This window comes from Pseudomonas sp. 86_A, from assembly GCF_017491705.1.
Taxonomy (GTDB): Bacteria; Pseudomonadota; Gammaproteobacteria; order Pseudomonadales; family Pseudomonadaceae; genus Aquipseudomonas; species Aquipseudomonas koreensis.
In genome coordinates this window covers 305,467-325,361 of the sequence record NZ_JAFGYS010000005.1, presented here as the reverse complement: position 1 = coordinate 325,361, position 19,895 = coordinate 305,467, and the positions used below count along the sequence as shown (strand labels likewise).

Annotated in this window: 18 protein-coding genes; 12 read left to right on the top strand and 6 right to left on the bottom strand. The window is 61.3% G+C overall.

What is annotated here, in order from left to right; translation table 11 throughout:
- Window positions 1-114 precede the first annotated feature (114 nt).
- Genes J5M57_RS10445 through J5M57_RS10430 form a run of 4 tightly spaced genes read right to left on the bottom strand, consistent with a single transcriptional unit; the run spans window position 115 to window position 3,659 of the window.
- On the bottom strand, window positions 115-966 hold the full coding sequence (locus J5M57_RS10445) for a ChaN family lipoprotein (RefSeq protein ID WP_207850143.1): 852 nt from the start codon (window positions 964-966) through the stop codon (window positions 115-117).
- 19 nt (window positions 967-985) lie between these two features.
- On the bottom strand, window positions 986-1,753 hold the full coding sequence (locus tag J5M57_RS10440) for a heme ABC transporter ATP-binding protein (protein ID WP_207850142.1): 768 nt from the start codon (window positions 1,751-1,753) through the stop codon (window positions 986-988).
- Complete coding sequence (locus J5M57_RS10435) at window positions 1,753-2,736, bottom strand: iron ABC transporter permease (protein ID WP_207850147.1); 984 nt, start codon at window positions 2,734-2,736, stop codon at window positions 1,753-1,755. Before J5M57_RS10435 ends, J5M57_RS10440 begins: the two co-directional genes overlap by 1 nt.
- Window positions 2,737-2,786: 50 nt before the next feature.
- The gene (locus tag J5M57_RS10430) at window positions 2,787-3,659 is read right to left on the bottom strand and encodes an ABC transporter substrate-binding protein (protein ID WP_207850141.1); all 873 of its coding nucleotides are present in this window, start codon (window positions 3,657-3,659) and stop codon (window positions 2,787-2,789) included.
- Between the two features lie 163 nt (window positions 3,660-3,822).
- Between J5M57_RS10430 and J5M57_RS10425 the strand changes: the two genes are divergently transcribed.
- Window positions 3,823-4,140 carry a Rieske (2Fe-2S) protein gene (locus tag J5M57_RS10425; protein WP_207850140.1) on the top strand — a complete coding sequence of 106 codons (318 nt, stop codon included), beginning with the start codon at window positions 3,823-3,825 and terminating at the stop codon, window positions 4,138-4,140.
- Here J5M57_RS10425 and sfsA read toward each other — a convergent pair.
- Together sfsA and J5M57_RS10415 are read right to left on the bottom strand one after the other, a co-directional pair.
- On the bottom strand, window positions 4,137-4,850 hold the full coding sequence (gene sfsA, locus J5M57_RS10420) for a DNA/RNA nuclease SfsA (protein WP_083367899.1): 714 nt from the start codon (window positions 4,848-4,850) through the stop codon (window positions 4,137-4,139). The genes J5M57_RS10425 and sfsA overlap by 4 nt on opposite strands.
- Window positions 4,850-6,022, bottom strand: a complete 1,173-nt coding sequence (locus J5M57_RS10415; RefSeq protein WP_169843355.1) for a pyridoxal phosphate-dependent aminotransferase — start codon at window positions 6,020-6,022, stop codon at window positions 4,850-4,852. The genes sfsA and J5M57_RS10415 overlap by 1 nt, the downstream gene beginning before the upstream one ends.
- 334 nt (window positions 6,023-6,356) lie before the next feature.
- Here J5M57_RS10415 and dksA point away from each other — a divergent pair, with 334 nt between their 5' ends.
- The 11 genes from dksA to pgi all read left to right on the top strand — a co-directional run bounded on the left by dksA (window position 6,357) and on the right by pgi (window position 19,707).
- A complete protein-coding gene (gene dksA, locus J5M57_RS10410; protein ID WP_042561095.1) occupies window positions 6,357-6,800 on the top strand; it encodes an RNA polymerase-binding protein DksA in 444 nt (147 codons plus the stop codon).
- Between the two features lie 189 nt (window positions 6,801-6,989).
- Window positions 6,990-7,886 carry a tRNA glutamyl-Q(34) synthetase GluQRS gene (gene gluQRS, locus J5M57_RS10405; protein WP_207871965.1) on the top strand — a complete coding sequence of 299 codons (897 nt, stop codon included), beginning with the start codon at window positions 6,990-6,992 and terminating at the stop codon, window positions 7,884-7,886.
- A 77-nt stretch (window positions 7,887-7,963) separates the two neighbouring features.
- Complete coding sequence (locus tag J5M57_RS10400) at window positions 7,964-8,140, top strand: hypothetical protein (RefSeq protein WP_003176118.1); 177 nt, start codon at window positions 7,964-7,966, stop codon at window positions 8,138-8,140.
- Complete coding sequence (locus J5M57_RS10395) at window positions 8,124-11,078, top strand: sensor histidine kinase (RefSeq protein ID WP_007963899.1); 2,955 nt, start codon at window positions 8,124-8,126, stop codon at window positions 11,076-11,078. Before J5M57_RS10400 ends, J5M57_RS10395 begins: the two co-directional genes overlap by 17 nt.
- 22 nt (window positions 11,079-11,100) lie before the next feature.
- Window positions 11,101-12,537, top strand: coding sequence for a sigma-54 dependent transcriptional regulator (locus J5M57_RS10390; protein ID WP_207849088.1), 1,437 nt, complete (start codon window positions 11,101-11,103; stop codon window positions 12,535-12,537).
- A gap of 734 nt (window positions 12,538-13,271) precedes the next feature.
- On the top strand, window positions 13,272-14,672 hold the full coding sequence (locus J5M57_RS10385; protein WP_064589220.1) for a polynucleotide adenylyltransferase PcnB: 1,401 nt from the start codon (window positions 13,272-13,274) through the stop codon (window positions 14,670-14,672).
- Between the two features lie 3 nt (window positions 14,673-14,675).
- Window positions 14,676-15,161: a 2-amino-4-hydroxy-6-hydroxymethyldihydropteridine diphosphokinase gene (gene folK, locus J5M57_RS10380; protein ID WP_207849087.1), complete on the top strand. Its 486-nt coding sequence runs from the start codon at window positions 14,676-14,678 to the stop codon at window positions 15,159-15,161.
- Window positions 15,162-15,562: 401 nt separating this feature from the next.
- Complete coding sequence (gene panB, locus J5M57_RS10375) at window positions 15,563-16,363, top strand: 3-methyl-2-oxobutanoate hydroxymethyltransferase (RefSeq protein WP_169843352.1); 801 nt, start codon at window positions 15,563-15,565, stop codon at window positions 16,361-16,363.
- Window positions 16,360-17,220: a pantoate--beta-alanine ligase gene (gene panC, locus J5M57_RS10370; protein ID WP_169843351.1), complete on the top strand. Its 861-nt coding sequence runs from the start codon at window positions 16,360-16,362 to the stop codon at window positions 17,218-17,220. Before panB ends, panC begins: the two co-directional genes overlap by 4 nt.
- 211 nt (window positions 17,221-17,431) lie before the next feature.
- Window positions 17,432-17,812: an aspartate 1-decarboxylase gene (panD, locus tag J5M57_RS10365; protein ID WP_003228271.1), complete on the top strand. Its 381-nt coding sequence runs from the start codon at window positions 17,432-17,434 to the stop codon at window positions 17,810-17,812.
- Between the two features lie 230 nt (window positions 17,813-18,042).
- Window positions 18,043-19,707: a glucose-6-phosphate isomerase gene (gene pgi / locus J5M57_RS10360; protein ID WP_064589224.1), complete on the top strand. Its 1,665-nt coding sequence runs from the start codon at window positions 18,043-18,045 to the stop codon at window positions 19,705-19,707.
- The last annotated feature ends 188 nt before the right edge of the window (window positions 19,708-19,895 follow it).

The following is a 19,895-nucleotide window of genomic DNA, read 5'->3' as shown; positions in this document are numbered from 1 at the left end:
ATCAGTCGATATTCTGAAAAGCCCTTGGTTCGGACTCTCAGATTATCTCCTCATCAGGCTAATCACGGTTATTTGACCCGGTTTTTACCGGGTCTTTTTTTGCCTGTGGAAAAGTCATTGGCCGAACTGTTTGCGCATCTGCGCGCAGTAATCCTGCTTGGGTGTTGCCGGGGTGTACCAGATGTAATCAGCCATCGCTGCGCTGACTTCGCTCCCCTGCTCGGCCAACAGCAGCACCGTCGGCGCCTGAGCAGCGCCCAAATCCAGAACATGCAGCGGCACGCCAACATCCTTGCGCGCATGCCAGGCCCCCGCCAACAGCACGGCTGGCGTGGGCGCTGCCTGCAACCGATGAGCCATGCGCCGATCACGTTGCTGCTGAACGGCGAGCATCGCCGGCATCTGCGATGTGGGCAGCAAGCCGCAGTGTGAGTCGCTGATCTGCTCCAGCAGCGTGGCCTGCACCGAGGCCGCATTGCTGCGCGCACCGCTCAAATCTGGCGGCTGACGATAAAACGCGCGAATTTCGCTGGTATCCAGATTGGCCGCCAACAGCGGATACGGTTGCGTGAGGGCGAACCGAACGATCGGACCATAGAGATTCCAGTCCCAACCGTCCTGCCAGGCCAAGGCGCCGGCAAGATCAGTGGGCGGCGCTGGCGCGTGACGAACTTGATCAACTTTCGGCTGTTGATCTGGCGTGAGCATTTCCAGCAGCAGGCTGCCCTGGGGCCGCTGTTCACCGAGCGCCTGCAACAGCCACAACTGCGCGGCGTGGTGATCGGCGTTGTCATGTTGCTCGCCAATGATCAGCTGTTGCGGCTTGGCCAGACGCGTCAGCAGTTCCTGCGCCGTCAGCACCTGACCGCTGCGCAGATCGCGAATCTCGCCGCTGATCGGCGGCGGCGCGGCAACATGCTGACACCCCGCCAGCAACCACACGATCAATAGCCACATCCCACGCATGCCATCACCTCGATGAGAATCAGCGGGCGATGATCAGCGGATGCCCACGCTCCGGGTGCGGCTGCACCAAGACTTCAAGACCGAACACGGCTTTGAGCGTATCCGGTCGCAATACCTGCTGCGGTGTATCCAGCGCCACCGGGCGTCCGCCTGCAAGCAACAGCACACGATCACAATAGCGCGCCGCCAGATTCAGATCATGCAGGATGACCAGCACTGCCGCGCCGCGGTCGGCAAATGCGCGCACCGCTTGCAGCGTCGTGTGCTGATGCAGCGGATCGAGCATCGATGTCGGTTCGTCCAACAGCAGGGTTTGCCCGGCCTGCCCCGGCCACAACTGAGCCAGCACCCGCGCCAGATGCACGCGCTGACGCTCGCCGCCCGACAACGCCAGATAACTGCGACCGCTCAGATGCCCGGCATCCGCGGCATTCAGGGCTGCCGCGACAATCTCGTCATCGCGCACCCGACCGCTCTGGTAAGGCAAGCGGCCCATGCCGACCACTTCTTCGACGCGAAAGGCAAAGTCCAGCGTCGACACCTGCGGCAATACCGCCAGACGCTGAGCGCGCTGCGTGCCCGCCCAGTGACTCAAGGCCTGCCCCTCCAGCGAAACCTCGCCTTCACTGGCCGCCAGCTCTCCGCACAGTGCGCCGAGCAGTGTGCTTTTACCGGCACCGTTCGGCCCGAGCACACCCAGCACTTCACCCGGTTCAAGGTGCAGGGTCACATCGCTGAGCACTGTTTCGCGCCCGCGACGGACGTGCAGATTGTGCGCACGCAGCATCAGGCACGTCCTCGCAACAGCAAGTAAAGGAAGAACGGCGCACCGATAAACGCAGTGACAATACCGATCGGCAACTCCGCCGGCGCCAACGCGAGCCGCGCAACCAGATCCGCCAGTAACAACAGACTGGCCCCGGCCAATACCGAGGCCGGCAGCAGCACGCGATGATCCGGCCCGGCCAGCAAGCGCACCAGGTGCGGCACCACCAGCCCGACGAAGCCGATCATCCCCGCGGCCGCCACGGCCGCACCGACACCCAGCGCCGTGCAAAACACCAACTCGCGCTTGAGTCGCTCGACATCAAGACCCAAGTGCCCCGCTTCGGACTCACCGAGCAACAAGGCATTCAAGGCCTTGGCGCGACGCGGCAACCACAGTGCCACACCGGTGCTGATGATCAGCAACGGCCAGAGCCGCGCGTAACTGGCGCCATTGAGGCTACCGAGGTTCCAGAACGTCAGCGTGCGCAGGGTCGCGTCATCCGCCAGATAGGTAAACAGTCCCACCGCCGAGCTTGCCAGCGCCGTCAGGGCAATCCCCGCCAGCAGCATGGTCGCCACATTAGTCTGACCGTTGCGGCGGCCGAGCCGATAAACCAGCGCGGTCACCCCGAGCCCACCGAGAAACGCACACGACGACAACAGATACGGCCCGAACCACTCCGGCAAACCGCCAAACAACGAGCCACCAACAATCGCTACCGCCGCGCCCAACGCCGCACCGCTGGACACCCCGACCAACCCGGGGTCGGCCAACGGATTGCGAAACAAGCCCTGCATTGCCACACCGGACAGCGCCAGCACGCCGCCGACCGCCAGCCCGAGCAAGGTGCGGGGCAAGCGAATCTGCCCGAGGATCAGCTCAGCCTGCTCCAGGCCGTCCGGCGCCAGCGGCAAGCCGAGCATGCGTAATGCAGCGCGCAAGGTATCGAACAGAGGCAGGCTGACCGGCCCCAGCGCCAGTGACAGCCAGATGGCCAGCAGACACAGCAGTGTCAGGCCGAGGAACAGGCTGCGCGGTTTGACCAATGGGGTCATGGGTTGCCCTTGGCCGGGTAGAAACCGTCAGCCAGACGTTGCACCGCCGCTGGCAAACGTGGCCCGAGCCCGCCAACCAGCAGCGTCGGATCCAGCTCCAGCACCCGGCCGGCCTTGGCTGCGCGACTTGCCTGGAGAATCGAGTTTTCCTTGAACAGCGCCGCTTTCGCCGCCTCACCGCTCAGCGCGCGATCAGCGAACACCAGCACCTCGGGATCGAGCCCGGCGAGCGACTCCACGGAGAAGGGTTTGTAACCCGTATGCGTCGCCAGGTTATGCCCGCCGGCCTGTTGCAACAGCCAGTCGGCCGCGGTGTCCTTGCCGGCGATCAACGGTTTGCCACCGGCATGCCCGATCAGCACCAGCACACCGGGAGCTTCATGTTGGGCCTGTAACTTGGCGACCCGGGATTGCTGCGCCGTCAGCTGCTGTTGATAACGCTCCAACAACTGCGTCGCCTGCGCTTGCGCCCCCAGCAACTGCCCCAGATGCGTAACGTTTTTCTCCAGCGTCGGCAGATCCGGTTGCGCCGAGAACAGTTCGACCCGCACCTTGGCGCTCTTCACTTGAGCGATGACCGGCGGTGGCCCCATTTCTTCGGTGCCGATGAGAATGTCCGGGCGCAGGCTGAGAATGCCTTCTGCCGACAGGCTGCGCTGATAACCGATGCTTGGCAGTGCCTGCAGGGACTGCGGATGCTGACTGGTGGTGTCGACGCCGACCAGTTTCGATTCGCCGCCCAAGGCACTCACCCACTCCGAGAGCGCCCCACCGGCACTGACCCAGCGTTGTGGCAAATCGGCGGCCAGCACCTGCAGGCTGGCGAGCAGTCCGACACACAGCACAGCCACGCGGGTTTTCAGGCGCATACACAGCTTCCTTGAACAGGTTTTTCCGCGCAGCCGGACAACGGGCCCAGTATCCTAGGCATCGGTCACCGTATGGCGAATGAAGGCGGCCATTTGATAATTGTTTGCATTTAAACGTCAAGCTTGGACATTTCCCGTTACGAGCCGACACTTGAGGATAGCCATGAAGTTTTTGTGCGCGGGGGCCGATCTGGCCGAGGCCGGCAGCCGTGGGTTCGACATCGACGGCAACAAACTGTTTGCCGTGCGCCGCAATGGTCAGGCCTATGTTTATATCAACCGTTGCCCGCACCGCGGCGTTGGCCTGGAATGGCAGCCCGACCAGTTTCTCGACCACAGCAACAGCCTGATCCAGTGCGCCACCCACGGCGCACTGTTTCTGATCGAGGACGGCGAATGTGTTGCCGGCCCCTGTGCCGGGCAATCACTGACGGCTATCCCTTGCCGCGAAGATGCCGAAGGGCTGTGGATCGATGTTTAACCGTTGAGCAAGACGTCCAGTCGGCGGTCGATCACCATCTCCTCATGGTTTAACCGCACGCCGTACGCCAGCACCTCGACCCCGCACGCGACGGCCTCGCGCAGGGCATCCGCGTAGGCCGCATCGATTTCCTCGGCCGGACGCACCGCGTCGATCCCGCTGAGATTGACGCAATACAGCTGCACCGCACGAATGCCGTCACGGGCCAGATGCGCCAGTTCCCGCAGATGCTTGGCGCCACGCTGGGTGACTGCGTCGGGAAACGCCGCCACATTTGTCCCGTCGAACCCCAGAGTGACGCTTTTCACTTCCACGTAGGCCGGGCCGCTCGGGTATTCGAGGCGAAAGTCGATGCGGCTCTTTTCCTGGCCGTACGCCACTTCTCGCTTAAGCGCCGTGAAGCCGTTCAACTCGCTGATAACCCCAGCCTGCAACGCTTCTTCGACCAGCGCATTGGCGCGCCCGGTGTTCACGCAAAACAGCCGGCCCTGCGGGGTTTCACCGATTTCCCAGGTCCCGGGCAGCTTGCGTTTGGGGTCGTTGGAGCGGCTGAACCACACCTGCCCGCCCTCGACCTGACAATTGAGCATCGACCCGGTGTTCGGGCAGTGCAGGGTCAACAGTTCGCCGTTGAGCGTTTCAACATCAGCGAGAAAACGTTTATAGCGGCGGATCAGCCGCGCCTCCTCCAGAGCCGGATAAAAGCGCATCAGCCTTGCCAGCTCTTCAGGCCACGGGCGATTCGTTCCACCGCTTCTTGTAAGCGAGGGAGGTTTTGCGTGTAGGCAAAACGCACATGGTGACCGGCCTGATAACGACCGAAATCCAGCCCCGGCGTAAAGGCTACGTGCTCGGTTTCGAGGAAATGTCGGCAGAACGCGAAGGCATCGCCGCCGAACTGGCTGATATCCGCGTAAAGATAGAACGCCCCTTCCGGCTCAACGGCGATGTTGAAACCTAACTCGCGCAACGCCGGCAGAAGGAAGTCACGGCGGCGGCCGAACTCGGCGCGGCGCTCTTCCAGGATGGCGATGGTATCCGGCTCGAAACAGGCCAGTGCAGCGTACTGCGCCATGCTCGGGGCACTGATGTAGAGGTTCTGCGCGAGTTTTTCCAGCTCGCCGACGGCCGCCTCTGGCGCCACCAGCCAGCCGAGACGCCAACCGGTCATGCCGAAATATTTGGAGAAACTGTTGAGGACAAACGCGCTGTCATCGACTTCCAGCACGCTCGCTGCGTCGGTGCCATAGGTCAGACCGTGATAAATCTCGTCCACCACCAGATGCCCGTGCCGCGCCTTGATCGCCGTGGATAACCCGGCCAGTTCATCACGGGTCAGGATTGTCCCGGTCGGGTTGGCCGGCGAAGCCACCAAGGCGCCCACGCTGTCGTGGTCCCAGTGCCGCGCCACCAGATCCGGAGTCAGTTGATAACGCACCTCAGGCCCGACCGGAACCAACTGCGCCGCGCCTTCGACCAGACGCAGGAAGTGCCGATTGCACGGATAACCCGGGTCGGCCAGCAGCCAGTGTTTGCCGGGATCCACCAGCAAGGCACTGGCCAGCAACAGGGCGCCGGAGCCGCCGGGCGTGATCAGGATCCGCCGCGGATCGATGTTCAGGCCATAACGCGTTTGATAGAAACCGGAGATCGCCTCGCGCAGCTCGGGAATGCCCCGCGCGGCGGTGTAGCGAGTCTTGCCCGCCGTCAGCGCCGCTTGCCCGGCACGGATGATCGGCTCGGCCGTGGTGAAGTCCGGCTCGCCGATTTCCAGGTGGATCACGTCGTGACCCTCGGCCTGCAATTCGTTGGCCCGCGCCAGCAGCGCCATCACATGGAACGGTTCGATCGCACGACTGCGCGCACTGTAGGGCTGAGCCATTGGTTTTCCTTCGGCGGCGAAAAAGAGACGATTCTACCCATCTGCCGGAACGAGCGAGAACCCGTCGCGGTCACAGCCTCAAGAACGCTGGACTGTAACGATACGCACGTACGCTCCAGGATTGACTAAAATCAGTGATTGAACAGGTCTCCCACACCGCCAGACACGGCTTGCCAAACATTTGCAAGCGCCACTCGCCGGGGCCTCGACATCCGGGAGTAGCGCAGGCCGAATTGATCTGGTAAGTTCGCCCGCTTGCAGCCGCAGGGCCGGCAGGTGTCGGTGATGGAGCAATCCTGCGCAATGGATTACAAGAGTAGAGGCGGTCCATTTCATGCCCACCCAAGCAAAGCAACAGGCTAATCCGACCGTCAGCGGTTTCGAACCTTATGTTCAGGCCAAAGACGAAGAGTACATGGGCGCTCCGATGCGCGCCCACTTCACCAAGATCCTGAACAAGTGGAAGCAGGACTTGATGCAGGAAGTAGACCGTACTGTCGACCACATGAAAGACGAAGCGGCCAACTTCCCTGACCCGGCCGACCGTGCCAGCCAGGAAGAAGAATTCGCTCTGGAGCTTCGCGCCCGCGATCGCGAGCGCAAGCTGATCAAGAAGATCGACAAGACGCTTGATCTGATCCAGAACGAAGATTACGGCTGGTGCGAATCCTGCGGCATCGAGATCGGCGTCAAGCGCCTAGAAGCCCGTCCTACAGCGGACATGTGCGTCGACTGCAAGAACCTCGCTGAAATCAAGGAAAAGCAGGTCGGCAAGTAATCTCGACCTGAACGAAAAACGGAGCGTGCGAACGCTCCGTTTTTGTTTCTGCCTTTTGCCCTGTAGGAGTGAGCCTGCTCGCGATAGCGGCCTGACATTCAACGTCTATGTTGTCTGACCTATTGCTATCGCGAGCAGGCTCACTCCTACAAGTTGACCTGCGAACGCCCTGAAAAGTAGTTTCACTCCATGACTGCCAAAACCTCCCCCGCCTACATCGGCCGCTTCGCCCCCACCCCCAGTGGCCACCTGCACTTCGGTTCGCTGGTCGCTGCCCTCGCCTCTTACCTCGACGCGCGCGCGGTGGGCGGACGCTGGCTGGTGCGCATGGAAGATCTCGATCCTCCCCGGGAAGAGCCCGGCGCGCAGGCGGCAATCCTCAAGGCGCTGGAAAGCTACGGGTTCGAATGGGACGGCGAGATGGTGCGTCAGAGTGACCGGCATGCCGCCTACGGCGAAGTCCTCAACAGCCTGTTCAATCACGGCCTGGCCTACGCCTGCACCTGTTCGCGCAAACAGCTGGAGTCTTACAACGGCATTTATCCGGGCTTGTGCCGCAATGCCGGGCATGAAAAGCAAGACGCGGCGATCCGCCTGCGCGTGCCGGAGCTGGAATATCACTTCATCGACCGGGTGCAGGGCGAGTTTCGCCAGCATCTGGGGCGTGATGTCGGCGATTTCGTGATTCGCCGCCGCGACGGCCTCTACGCCTATCAACTGGCGGTGGTGCTGGATGACGCCTGGCAAGGCATCACCGACATCGTGCGCGGCGCCGACCTGCTCGACTCCACGCCGCGCCAGCTCTACCTGCAGGAACTGCTGGGACTGCGCCAGCCGCGCTATCTGCACCTGCCACTGATTACGCAGCCGGACGGCAACAAGCTCGGCAAATCCTACCGTTCGCCGCCCCTTGAGGCCGATCAAGCCACCCCGCTGCTGCTGCGGGCCCTGCGTGCACTAGGGCAAAACCCCGGCACCGAACTGGCCCACGCTTCACCGCAGGAGTTGCTGAAATGGGGCGCAGCCCACTGGGATGCATCCAGGATCCCGCGCACACTGACGTTGCCCGAGGCGCAACTGCAATGACGACACTTGCAGTCGCGCCGCCATCCGTTACCATCGCCGCACGTTTTCGGGCACGCGCATAAAAAAGAGAGGCCGGGATGTACATCTATCGCTTGGTCCTGCTTCTGGTCGTGGGAATCTATTTGTTTTCGCCAGCCATCATGGATTGGTGGATCGACGCCACGGGCGCCTGGTATCGGCCGTATCTGCTCTGGTTGATCCTGATTGTCGTGACCTTCATCCTGCAGAGCCAAAAAGATGCCGATGAGCTTTAGCCTGACCCAGATGATCCTGATCAGCGCCGCGTACCTGGCGGTGCTGTTCGGCGTTGCCTGGATCAGTGAACGGGGCATGATCCCGCGGGCGATCATTCGCCACCCGCTGACCTACACCCTGTCGCTGGGGGTCTACGCCAGTGCCTGGGCGTTTTACGGCACGGTGGGTTTGGCCTATCAATACGGCTACGGCTTTCTCTCCAGTTATCTCGGGGTCTCCGGCGCGTTTCTGCTGGCGCCGGTGCTGCTGTATCCGATCCTGAAAATCACCCGCACCTATCAACTGTCGTCGCTGGCGGATCTGTTCGCCTTCCGCTTTCGCAGCACCTGGGCCGGCGCGCTGACCACGATCTTCATGCTGATCGGCGTGCTGCCGCTGCTGGCTCTACAGATTCAAGCGGTGGCCGACTCCATCGGCATCCTCACCGGCGAGCCGATCCAGAGCCGGGTCGCACTGGCGTTCTGTGCGCTGATCATTCTGTTCACGATTTTCTTCGGCTCCCGGCATATCGCCACCCGCGAGAAGCACGAAGGGCTGGTGTTCGCGATTGCCTTCGAATCGGTGATCAAGTTGATCGCCCTCGGCGGCGTCGGTCTGTATGCGCTGTACGGCGTGTTCGACGGTCCGCAACAGCTCGAACTGTGGCTGCTGCAAAACCAGACCGCCCTCGCCGCGTTACATACGCCACTGCAGGAAGGCCCATGGCGCACACTGTTGCTGGTGTTCTTCGCCTCGGCGATCGTGATGCCGCACATGTATCACATGACCTTCACCGAAAACCTCAATCCGCGCTCGCTGGTCAGCGCCAGCTGGGGCCTGCCGCTGTTCCTGTTGCTGATGAGCCTGGCGGTACCGCTGATTCTCTGGGCCGGCCTGAAGCTCGGCGCCACCACCGACCCGGAATACTTCACCCTCGGCATCGGCATTGCCGCCAACAGCAAGCCGTTGGCCCTGCTGGCCTATGTCGGCGGATTGTCGGCCGCCAGTGGCCTGATCATCGTCACCACCCTGGCGCTGTCGGGCATGGCGCTGAACCACTTGGTGCTGCCGCTCTATCAGCCGCCGGCCGAAGGCAATATCTATCGCTGGCTGAAGTGGACGCGCCGGGCGCTGATCGTCGCGATCATCATGGCCGGTTTCTGCTTCTATCTGATGCTTGGCGCCGGACAGGATCTGGCCAACCTCGGCATCGTCGCCTTCGTCGCGACCCTGCAATTCCTGCCCGGCGTGCTTTCGGTGCTGTACTGGCCGACCGCCAACCGTCGCGGCTTTATCGCCGGTCTGCTGGCGGGGATTCTGGTGTGGGTGGTGACCATGCTGTTGCCGCTGGTCGGCAATCTGCAGGGCTTCTACATTCCCCTGCTGAACATGATTTACGTGCTGGACGACACCAGTTGGCACATGGCGGCCATTGCCTCACTGGCGGCCAACGTGCTGATGTTCACCCTGATCTCGCTGTTCACCAACGCCAGCCCCGAAGAAGCCAGCGCTGCCGAAGCCTGCGCGGTTGATAACGTGCGTCGTCCGCAACGCCGCGAACTGCACGCGGCCTCGCCCCAGGAATTCGCCACGCAACTGGCCAAACCCTTGGGCGCCAAAGCGGCACAGAAAGAAGTCGAGCAGGCGCTGCGCGATCTGTATCTGCCGTTCGACGAACGCCGCCCTTATGCGCTGCGCCGCCTGCGCGACCGGATCGAAGCCAACCTCTCCGGCCTGATGGGCCCGAGCGTGGCGCAAGACATGGTCGAAACCTTCCTGCCGTACAAGGCCGGAGGTGAAAACTACGTCACCGAAGACATCCACTTCATCGAAAGCCGCCTCGAGGACTACCACTCGCGGCTCACCGGGTTGGCCGCCGAACTCGACGCCCTGCGCCGCTACCACCGCCAGACCCTGCAGGAACTGCCGATGGGCGTCTGTTCGCTGGCCAAGGATCAAGAGATCCTGATGTGGAACAAGGCCATGGAAGAGCTCACCGGGATCGCTGCGCAACGGGTGGTCGGTTCGCGCCTGAGCACCATTGCCAATCCGTGGAAGCAATTGCTGCAAGGCTTCATCAACCTGCCCGACGAGCATTTGCACAAGCAGCACCTGGCCCTCGACGGCCAGACCCGCTGGTTGAACCTGCACAAAGCGGCGATCGATGAACCGTTGGCGCCGGGCAACAGCGGCCTGGTGCTGCTGGTGGAAGACTTGACCGAAACCCAGATGCTCGAAGACAAACTGGTGCACTCCGAGCGTCTGGCGAGCATCGGCCGACTGGCGGCGGGTGTGGCCCATGAAATCGGCAACCCGATCACCGGCATTGCCTGTCTGGCGCAGAACCTGCGCGAAGAGCGCGAAGAAGACGGCGAGCTGACGGAAATCAGCGGGCAGATCCTCGAACAGACCAAGCGCGTGTCGCGCATCGTGCAGTCGCTGATGAGCTTCGCCCACGCCGGCAGCCACCAGCACAGCGACGAGCCCGTCTGCCTGGCCGAAGTCGCGCAGGATGCGATTGGCCTGCTGGCGCTGAACCGGCGCAACTTCGAAGTGCAGTTCTACAACCTGTGCGACCCGGATCACTGGGTCGAAGGCGACCCGCAACGGCTCGCCCAGGTACTGATCAATCTGCTCTCCAATGCCCGTGACGCCTCGCCTGCGGGCAGTGCGGTGCGGGTCAAGAGCGAAGCCGGCGAACACACGGTCGATCTGATCGTCGAGGACGAAGGCAGTGGCATTCCGCAGAACATCATGGATCGATTGTTCGAACCTTTCTTCACCACCAAGGACCCGGGTGAAGGTACCGGTCTGGGCCTTGCACTGGTCTATTCCATCGTTGAAGAGCATTATGGACAAATCACCATCGACAGCCCGGCTGATGTACAAAGCCAGCGCGGCACCCGTATCCGGGTGACCTTACCGCGTCATGTCGAAGCGACGTCCGCTGTGAACTGAGACCGTCGAGAGTATCGAATCAATGCCGCACATTTTGATCGTCGAAGACGAAACCATTATCCGCTCCGCCTTGCGCCGCCTGCTGGAACGCAACCAGTATCAGGTCAGCGAAGCCGGTTCTGTGCAGGAAGCACAAGAACGCTTCAGTATTCCCACATTCGATCTGATCGTCAGCGACCTGCGCCTGCCTGGCGCCCCCGGTACCGAGCTGATCAAGCTTGGTCAGGGCAAGCCGGTGCTGATCATGACCAGTTACGCCAGCCTGCGTTCGGCCGTGGACTCGATGAAGATGGGCGCGGTGGACTACATCGCCAAGCCTTTCGATCACGATGAAATGCTCCAGGCGGTCGCACGGATCCTGCGAGATCACCAGTCGGCACCTGCTGCCGGCGAAGTGCCTGCCGGCAAAGCGGCCAATGGCAGCGGCAAGTCGTCTGTCGACAACAGCAACGGCGAGATCGGTATCATTGGTTCGTGCCCGCCGATGCAGGATCTGTACAACAAGATCCGCAAAGTCGCGCCGACCGACTCCAATGTCCTGATCCAGGGTGAATCCGGCACCGGTAAAGAGCTGGTCGCCCGCGCCCTGCACAACCTGTCCAAGCGCGCCAAGGCACCGATGATTTCGGTGAACTGTGCAGCCATCCCGGAAAGCCTGATCGAGTCCGAACTGTTCGGCCACGAAAAAGGTGCGTTCACTGGCGCCAGCGCCGGTCGTGCCGGTCTGGTGGAAGCGGCGGACGGCGGCACGCTGTTCCTCGACGAGATCGGCGAACTGCCGCTGGAAGCCCAGGCACGTCTGCTGCGAGTGCTGCAGGAAGGTGAAATTCGCCGCGTGGGTTCGGTGCAGTCGCAAAAGGTCGATGTGCGTTTGATCGCCGCGACTCACCGGGACCTCAAGAGCCTGGCGAAAATCGGCCAGTTCCGCGAAGACCTTTATTACCGTCTGCACGTGATCGCCCTGAAACTGCCGGCGTTACGCGAACGTGGCGCCGACGTCAACGAAATCGCCACGGCGTTCCTCGCCCGCCAGAGCGCGCGCATCAACCGTACCGACCTGAAATTTGCCGCCGATGCCGAACAGGCCATCCGTCACTATTCGTGGCCGGGCAACGTGCGTGAGCTGGAAAACGCGGTCGAGCGTGCGGTGATCCTGAGCGAAAGCCCGGAAATCTCTGCCGAACTGCTGGGCATCGACATCGAGCTGAGCGATCTGGAAGACGACGAGTTCATCGGCTTGCCGGCGCAAACCGCGGGTAACACCAGCAACAGCAGCCATGAGCCGACCGAAGACCTGTCGCTGGAAGACTACTTCCAGCACTTCGTGCTTGAGCATCAGGACCACATGACCGAGACCGAACTGGCGCGCAAACTGGGCGTCAGCCGCAAGTGTCTGTGGGAACGCCGTCAGCGCCTGGGCATTCCACGACGCAAGACCGGCGTCACCAGCGAGAGCTGAACGTTACCTGTCGAGTGTGCGGGTAACGCTTGAAGATGTGAAAAAACTGTTACCTCAGTCCTTTCACGTAACAGAAGCCGGGGTTATCGGTAACGAAACCCCGGCTTTTTTACGCCCCGAGAAAACGGTTATATCGACCTAACCCCTTGTTTTATTGGACCTCGCAAAAGTTGGCACGGCACCTGCTATATGTTTGGTACAAGAACAATAACAAGCAATGCACAAGACAATAAAAATAAGACGAATCGACTCACGCACAATAAAAACAAGACGGCGAGAGGCGCAGCTAACTGATTCTTTTGGAGAGGCGTTGTATTTGGGGCTAGCCCCGCGACCAGGCCGAGAACAACAAAAACTGTCCTAAGACAGAGCCTGTACTGGTTGGATCGCAAGATCACTGCAACTCAGCGACCAAAGCAATCCGTTTGCTCTTGGCTCCCGATTGGGAGGGTCATGAAGGAAACACTTCATGGCGAGGGCACTCAACAAAAACAAGAAGCCCGAATCAATAATAAAAAGAGCACGCAACTACTTCTGGGGGAGCTTCGGCTCCCCTTGTGGTTTCTGCCTTTCGGCAAAATCCTCGGCCTACATCCCGCTCGACGCCTGTAGCCAGCGGCTTTCAGGGCAAATCGGCAGCCTCCTACACCATCCCCCGACTAAATGCTAGAATCTGCGCCCATCATGCGGTCATTCTTTGGTATGGCCGAACATTCCTTCAAACAGTGCATCCCATGCTGAAGAAGCTGTTCCAGTCATTCCGAACTCCCCTGCGTCGTACGCAACACATCCGTAGCACGCCTGAAGTCCTCAACAGCGGCCAACATTCGCTGCAAAAAGGGCAATTCAGCCGCTATGCGGTCAATATCGTCGAACGCCTGCAAGGTGCCGGTTACCAGGCTTATCTGGTCGGTGGTTGCGTGCGTGACATGCTCCTGGGCATCACACCCAAGGATTTCGACGTCGCCACCAGCGCCACCCCCGAGCAAGTCCGTGCCGAATTCCGCAATGCGCGGATCATCGGTCGCCGCTTCAAACTGGTGCATATCCATTTCGGTCGCGAAATCATCGAAGTCGCGACCTTCCGCGCCAATCACCCGCAAAACGAAGACGAAGAAGACAGCAATCAGTCTTCGCGTAACGAGAGCGGGCGGATTCTGCGCGACAACGTCTACGGCACCCTGGAAGAAGACGCGCAACGCCGCGACTTCACCATCAACGCCCTGTATTACGATCCGGTCAGCGAGCGCATTCTCGATTACGCCAACGGCGTACACGACATCCGCAATCACCTGATCCGCCTGATCGGCGATCCGAAGCAGCGCTACCAGGAAGACCCGGTGCGCATGCTGCGCGCCGTGCGTTTCGCCGCCAAGCTCAATTTCGGTATCGAGAAGCACACCGTGCAGCCGATCCGTGAACTGGCGCCGATGCTGCGCGAGATCCCATCAGCCCGTCTGTTCGAGGAAGTGCTCAAGCTGTTCCTCTCCGGCCACGGCGCGATCACCTTCGAGATGCTGGTCGATCTGCAATTGTTCGCTCCGTTGTTCCCGGCCAGTGCCGATGCACTCGAGCACAACCCGGAATACACCCATACGCTGATCAGCGAAGCGCTGACCAACACCGACCTGCGCATCAAGCAGAACAAACCGGTGACCCCGGCGTTCCTGTTTGCCGCCCTGCTGTGGCCTGCCCTGCCAGCCCGCGTGTTGCGTCTGCAAGAGCGCGGCATGCCGCCGATTCCGGCGATGCAGGAAGCCGCGCACGAGTTGATCGCCGAACAATGCCAGCGCATCGCGATTCCAAAACGCTTCACCATGCCGATCCGCGAGATCTGGGACATGCAGGAACGCCTGCCACGCCGCAGCGGCAAACGTGCCGACCTGCTGCTGGACAACCCGCGTTTCCGCGCCGGCTACGATTTCCTGCTGTTACGCGAAAGCGCCGGCGAGCAGACCGATGGTCTGGGCGAATGGTGGACCGACTATCAGGACGCCAACGACAGCGAACGTCGCGACATGATCCGCGACCTCAGCGGCAAGGGTGATGACGCCAGTGGCGCTCCGCGCAAACGTCGCCGTAGCAGCGGTTCCAAGCGCAAGCGCGCCGGAGCTCCGAGCGCATCGGGCGAATAAGGCATGGAACGCATCTATATCGGCCTGGGCAGCAACCTCGCCGACCCAGCCGAACAATTGCGCAGCGCGCTCAACGCCTTGGAGCAATTGCCAGAGACCCGCCTCGCCGGTGTCTCGGCGTTTTATCAGAGCGATTCACTGCTGCCGGGCCAACCGCGTTACACCAACGCGGTTGCGGCCCTCGACAGTGAACTGGCGCCACTGGATCTGCTCGATGCCCTGCAAGCCATCGAAAACGATCAGGGTCGCGAGCGCCTGGAACGCTGGGGACCGCGCACGCTGGATCTGGATATCCTGCTGTACGGCGATCGCCTGATCGACGAGCCACGTCTGAAAGTCCCGCATTATCAGATTCAGGAACGCGCGTTCGTTCTCTATCCCCTGGCCGAACTGGCCCCCGAGGATCTGCGCCTGGCCGATGGTCGCGCACTGCCCGACCTGTTGGCCGCGTGCCCGTTCGTCGGCCTGGAACGCCTCTCCCACGCCTGACAGAAATCCCCTGTAGGAGCTGCCGAAGGCTGCGATCTTTTGATCCTGTTTGTTTAGAAACAAGAGCAAGATCAAAAGATCGCAGCCTCCGGCAGCGCCTACACAGAGAGCATGCGGCATTGCCATTTTTGTCGGACAAAAAGCCTTCGAATCAGGCCCGCCGCGCCGCTGAATCGCATCAGTAACGCCGGTAACACTCCCCTCGTAACAATGCGGTAACACACGCAATTGACTTCCTGTTGGCTCATCACGACTATAGGCGTCCCGCTGCCGCCAACCCGGCACATACGGGCGCAATCCAGGCCTTATAAGCACGACAAAAGACCGTGCGCCTGAGTAGACGAAGAATCACGCGCGTTACTCGCAGTAGTTTTCAGAGCGCCTGAACGAGGATTTTTTACATGCCAGCCATCACCCTGACCACGCTCCAGAGCCTCAAGCAGAAAGGTGAAAAGATCACCATGCTGACCTGCTATGACGCGACCTTCGCCCACGCCTGCAACGAGGCCGGTGTCGAAGTGCTGCTGGTGGGCGACTCCCTCGGCATGGTTCTGCAAGGTCACGACAGCACCCTGCCGGTCACCATCGCAGAAATGGCCTACCACACCGCCTGCGTCAAACGCGGCAACACCGATGCCCTGATCCTGGCCGACCTGCCGTTCATGGCCAACGCCACCGTCGAACAAACCCTGACCAACAGCGCCATGCTGATGCAGGCGGGTGCGCACATGGTCAAGGTTGAAGGTGCGCTGTGGCTGGCGGAGTCGATCCGCCTGCTGGCCGAACGCGGTGTGCCGGTCTGCGCGCACATGGGCCTGACCCCGCAAGCGGTGAACATTCTCGGCGGCTATAAAGTGCAAGGCCGCAACGAGAACCAGGCACGGCAGATGCGTGCCGACGCGATCTCGCTGGAACAGGCTGGCGCGGCCATGCTGCTGCTCGAATGCGTACCGAGCGAACTGGCTGCGGAAATCAGCCAGGCCGTGAAGATCCCGGTCATCGGCATCGGCGCCGGTAGTGCCACCGACGGTCAGGTGCTGGTGCTGCACGACATGCTCGGCCTGTCGATCACCGGCCGCGTACCGAAATTCGTCAAGAACTTCATGCACGGTCAGGACAGCATCCAGTCCGCACTGAAGGCTTACGTCAACGAAGTCAAAGGCGTTACTTTCCCTGGCATCGAACACGGATTCTCTGCATGAACACCGTTAAAACCGTACGCGAACTGCGCGCAGCCGTGGCGCGCGCCCGCAGTGAAGGCAAGCGCATCGGCTTCGTGCCGACCATGGGCAACCTGCACAGCGGCCACATCGCGCTGATCACCAAAGCCAGCCAACGGGTGGATTTCGTGGTCGCGAGCATCTTCGTCAACCCGCTGCAATTCGGCGCTGGCGAAGACCTCGACAAATACCCGCGCACCCTGGCGGCGGATCAGGAAAAGCTGCTGCAAGCCGGCTGCCATCTGCTGTTCGCCCCGACGGTCGAAGAGATGTACCCCGACGGCATGGCCGGGCAGACCCGGGTCAGCGTCCCGCAGCTGTCTGAAGGCCTGTGCGGCGCCAGCCGTCCGGGGCACTTCGAAGGCGTGGCGACGGTGGTCAGCAAGCTGTTCAACATGGTCCAGCCGGACCTGGCGATCTTCGGCCAGAAAGACTTCCAGCAACTGGCGGTGATTCGCGCGCTGGTGCACGACCTGAACATGCCGATCCAGATCATCGGCGAACCGACCGTGCGTGCGGCCGACGGCCTGGCGCTGTCGTCGCGCAACGGTTTCCTCAGCGAAGACCAACGTGCGGTGGCCCCGGTGGTCTATCGCACCCTGAGCGCCATCGCCGAGTCGATCAAGCACGGTGAGCGCGATTACCCGGCGCTGATCGCCGCCCAGGTGCAACAGCTGGAAGCCGCCGGCCTGCGCCCCGATTACCTGGAAATCCGCCATGCTCTGACCCTGCGCCCGGCGACGGCTGAAGACCGCGATCTGGTGATTCTGGTGGCCGCGTTCCTCGGCACTACCCGGTTGATCGACAACCTGCACCTGAACCTCGATAGCTCTGTCTGAAAAACACCGCAATACCCCCTGTAGGAGTGAGCCTGCTCGCGATGAGGGCCTGACTTTCGACATCATGGTTGAATGACAGTCCGCTATCGCGAGCAGGCTCACTCCTACAGTGGTTTTCATTGTCCGCAAGATTGCATTTCAAGGCGTATTGCCGCCCCCAAAGCCTTCGGGCACACTGCCCGCCGTTCGCTTCCAACCCGGGAAATCCCTCATGCACGCCATCATGCTCAAGGCCAAGTTGCATCGCGCCGAAGTCACCCATGCGGTACTCGATTACGAAGGTTCCTGCGCCATTGATGGCGAGTGGCTGGACTTGTCCGGCATCCGTGAGTACGAGCAGATCCAGATTTACAACGTCGACAACGGCGAGCGCTTCACCACCTACGCGATCCGTGGTGAAGAAGGTTCGCGGATGATCTCGGTCAACGGCGCAGCCGCACACAAGGCCAAGGTCGGCGACCGGGTGATCATTTGCGCCTACGCCCATTACAGCGAAGCGGAACTGCTGAATTTCAAGCCACGCATGCTGTACATGGCACCCGGCAATGAGCTGAGTCACACCAGCAACGCCATCCCGGTGCAGGTGGCCTGAGCCGCTTCGACGTGCCACTCCCCTTCCGTTGGTCGGCTTGTTCCCGGTATCGATGTTAAAAAAGTACAGGGAACAGGTCAGAAGAAGTCAAGACAGATCGCAGCGCGAGGTTTACTGTATTCGCCCTGCATCGAAAAATCGTGTCGACGCATTTGACCCTCGCCCAAACATGGCGTATCGGTCTGTTCTGTGTTCAAAAGGCCGTTCAAGTAAAAAGGAAAACCGCAGCGATGGCGTACTACCGCACTCCTCACGACGTTACCGCTCTGCCTGCCTGGCAAGCGTTGAAAGATCACCGCCAAGCCATGCAGGATTTCAGCATGCGCGAAGCCTTCAACGCCGATCCGCAGCGCTTCAATCAATTCACCCTCAGCAGCTGCGGACTGTTTCTCGATTATTCGAAGAACCTGATCAACGCCGAGACCCGCAATCTGCTGGTGGGCCTGGCCAATGAAGTCGATTTGAAAGGCGCGATCAAAGCGCTGTTCGACGGCGAAATCGTCAACGCCTCCGAAGGCCGCCCGGCCCTGCACACGGCCCTGCGCCGTCCGGTGGGCGACAAGCTGTCGGTCAATGGCGTCAACGTGATGCCGGAAGTGCACAAGGTGCTGAACCAGATCACTGATCTGGTCGGCCGCATTCACGACGGCCTGTGGCGGGGTTACACCGAGAAGCCGATCACCGATGTGGTGAACATCGGCATCGGTGGTTCGTTCCTCGGCCCGGAGCTGGTTTCCGAGGCGTTGCTGTCCTACGCGCAGAAAGGCGTGCGTTGCCATTACCTGGCGAACATCGACGGCAGTGAGTTCCACGAACTGACGCAAAAGCTGCGCGCCGAAACCACGCTGTTCATCGTTTCGTCGAAGTCTTTCAACACCCTTGAAACCCTGAAGAACGCCCAGGCCGCGCGCGCCTGGTATCTGGCTCAAGGTGGTTCGGAAGCCGAGCTGTATCGCCACTTCATCGCGGTATCGAGCAACAACGCCGCAGCGGTCGCGTTCGGCATCCGTGAAGAAAACATCTTCCCGATGTGGGACTGGGTCGGCGGTCGTTACTCGCTGTGGTCGGCCATCGGCCTGCCGATTGCCCTGGCCATCGGCATGTCCAACTTCAAGGAGCTGCTGTCCGGTGCCTACACCATGGACCAGCATTTCCAGAGCGCGCCGTTCGAACAGAACATGCCGGTGCTGCTGGCCCTGCTCGGCGTGTGGTACGGCAACTTCTGGGGCGCGCAAAGCCACGCGATCCTGCCGTACGACCACTACCTGCGCAACATCACCAAGCACTTGCAGCAGTTGGACATGGAGTCCAACGGCAAGAGCGTGCGTCAGGACGGCACCGCGGTGTCGACCGATACCGGTCCGGTCATCTGGGGCGGCGTCGGCTGCAACGGTCAGCACGCTTACCACCAGTTGCTGCACCAGGGCACCCAACTGATTCCGGCCGATTTCATCGTGCCGATCGTCAGCTTCAACCCGGTCTCCGACCACCATCAGTGGCTGTACGCCAACTGCCTGTCGCAGAGCCAGGCGCTGATGCTCGGCAAGACCCTGCCGGAAGCCGAGGCCGAACTGCGTGACAAAGGCATGAGCGAAGACCAGGTGCACAAGCTTGCTCCGCACAAGGTGATCCCGGGCAACCGTCCGAGCAACACCCTTGTGGTCGAACGCATCAGCCCGCGTCGCCTCGGCGCGCTGGTCGCCATGTACGAGCACAAAGTGTTCGTGCAAAGCGTGGTCTGGGGCATCAACGCCTTCGATCAGTGGGGCGTGGAACTGGGCAAGGAACTGGGCAAAGGCGTTTACAACCGTCTGGTCGGCAGCGATGAAACCAGCGCTGACGATGCCTCCACCCAAGGCCTGATCAACTACTTCCGCGGTCGTCACCGCGGGTGATTGGACTGTGTTGCCCACAGATCCTGCGGGCAACACTTCTCCACAGTGGGAGCGAGCCTGCTCGCGAATGCGGTTTGTCATTCAGCATCTTTGTTGGCTGACACTGCGCATTCGCGAGCAGGCTCGCTCCCACAGTTGTTTTGGGGATGACTTGAACCTGCGGTGCTCTCGGCGCATCTTTATTCTTC

What these genes read in the sequence shown, in the direction of transcription:
- folK (WP_207849087.1), top strand. Translation starts at nt 14,676, where the DNA reads ATGGAACGCATCTATATCGGCCTGGGCAGCAACCTCGCCGACCCAGCC.
- panC (WP_169843351.1), top strand. Translation starts at nt 16,360, where the DNA reads ATGAACACCGTTAAAACCGTACGCGAACTGCGCGCAGCCGTGGCGCGC.
- panB (WP_169843352.1), top strand. Translation starts at nt 15,563, where the DNA reads ATGCCAGCCATCACCCTGACCACGCTCCAGAGCCTCAAGCAGAAAGGT.
- J5M57_RS10425 (WP_207850140.1), top strand. Translation starts at nt 3,823, where the DNA reads ATGAAGTTTTTGTGCGCGGGGGCCGATCTGGCCGAGGCCGGCAGCCGT.
- J5M57_RS10390 (WP_207849088.1), top strand. Translation starts at nt 11,101, where the DNA reads ATGCCGCACATTTTGATCGTCGAAGACGAAACCATTATCCGCTCCGCC.
- dksA (WP_042561095.1), top strand. Translation starts at nt 6,357, where the DNA reads ATGCCCACCCAAGCAAAGCAACAGGCTAATCCGACCGTCAGCGGTTTC.
- gluQRS (WP_207871965.1), top strand. Translation starts at nt 6,990, where the DNA reads ATGACTGCCAAAACCTCCCCCGCCTACATCGGCCGCTTCGCCCCCACC.
- panD (WP_003228271.1), top strand. Translation starts at nt 17,432, where the DNA reads ATGCACGCCATCATGCTCAAGGCCAAGTTGCATCGCGCCGAAGTCACC.
- J5M57_RS10430 (WP_207850141.1), bottom strand. Translation starts at nt 3,659, where the DNA reads ATGCGCCTGAAAACCCGCGTGGCTGTGCTGTGTGTCGGACTGCTCGCC.
- pgi (WP_064589224.1), top strand. Translation starts at nt 18,043, where the DNA reads ATGGCGTACTACCGCACTCCTCACGACGTTACCGCTCTGCCTGCCTGG.
- J5M57_RS10395 (WP_007963899.1), top strand. Translation starts at nt 8,124, where the DNA reads ATGCCGATGAGCTTTAGCCTGACCCAGATGATCCTGATCAGCGCCGCG.
- sfsA (WP_083367899.1), bottom strand. Translation starts at nt 4,850, where the DNA reads ATGCGCTTTTATCCGGCTCTGGAGGAGGCGCGGCTGATCCGCCGCTAT.
- J5M57_RS10415 (WP_169843355.1), bottom strand. Translation starts at nt 6,022, where the DNA reads ATGGCTCAGCCCTACAGTGCGCGCAGTCGTGCGATCGAACCGTTCCAT.
- J5M57_RS10440 (WP_207850142.1), bottom strand. Translation starts at nt 1,753, where the DNA reads ATGCTGCGTGCGCACAATCTGCACGTCCGTCGCGGGCGCGAAACAGTG.
- J5M57_RS10400 (WP_003176118.1), top strand. Translation starts at nt 7,964, where the DNA reads ATGTACATCTATCGCTTGGTCCTGCTTCTGGTCGTGGGAATCTATTTG.
- J5M57_RS10385 (WP_064589220.1), top strand. Translation starts at nt 13,272, where the DNA reads ATGCTGAAGAAGCTGTTCCAGTCATTCCGAACTCCCCTGCGTCGTACG.
- J5M57_RS10445 (WP_207850143.1), bottom strand. Translation starts at nt 966, where the DNA reads ATGCGTGGGATGTGGCTATTGATCGTGTGGTTGCTGGCGGGGTGTCAG.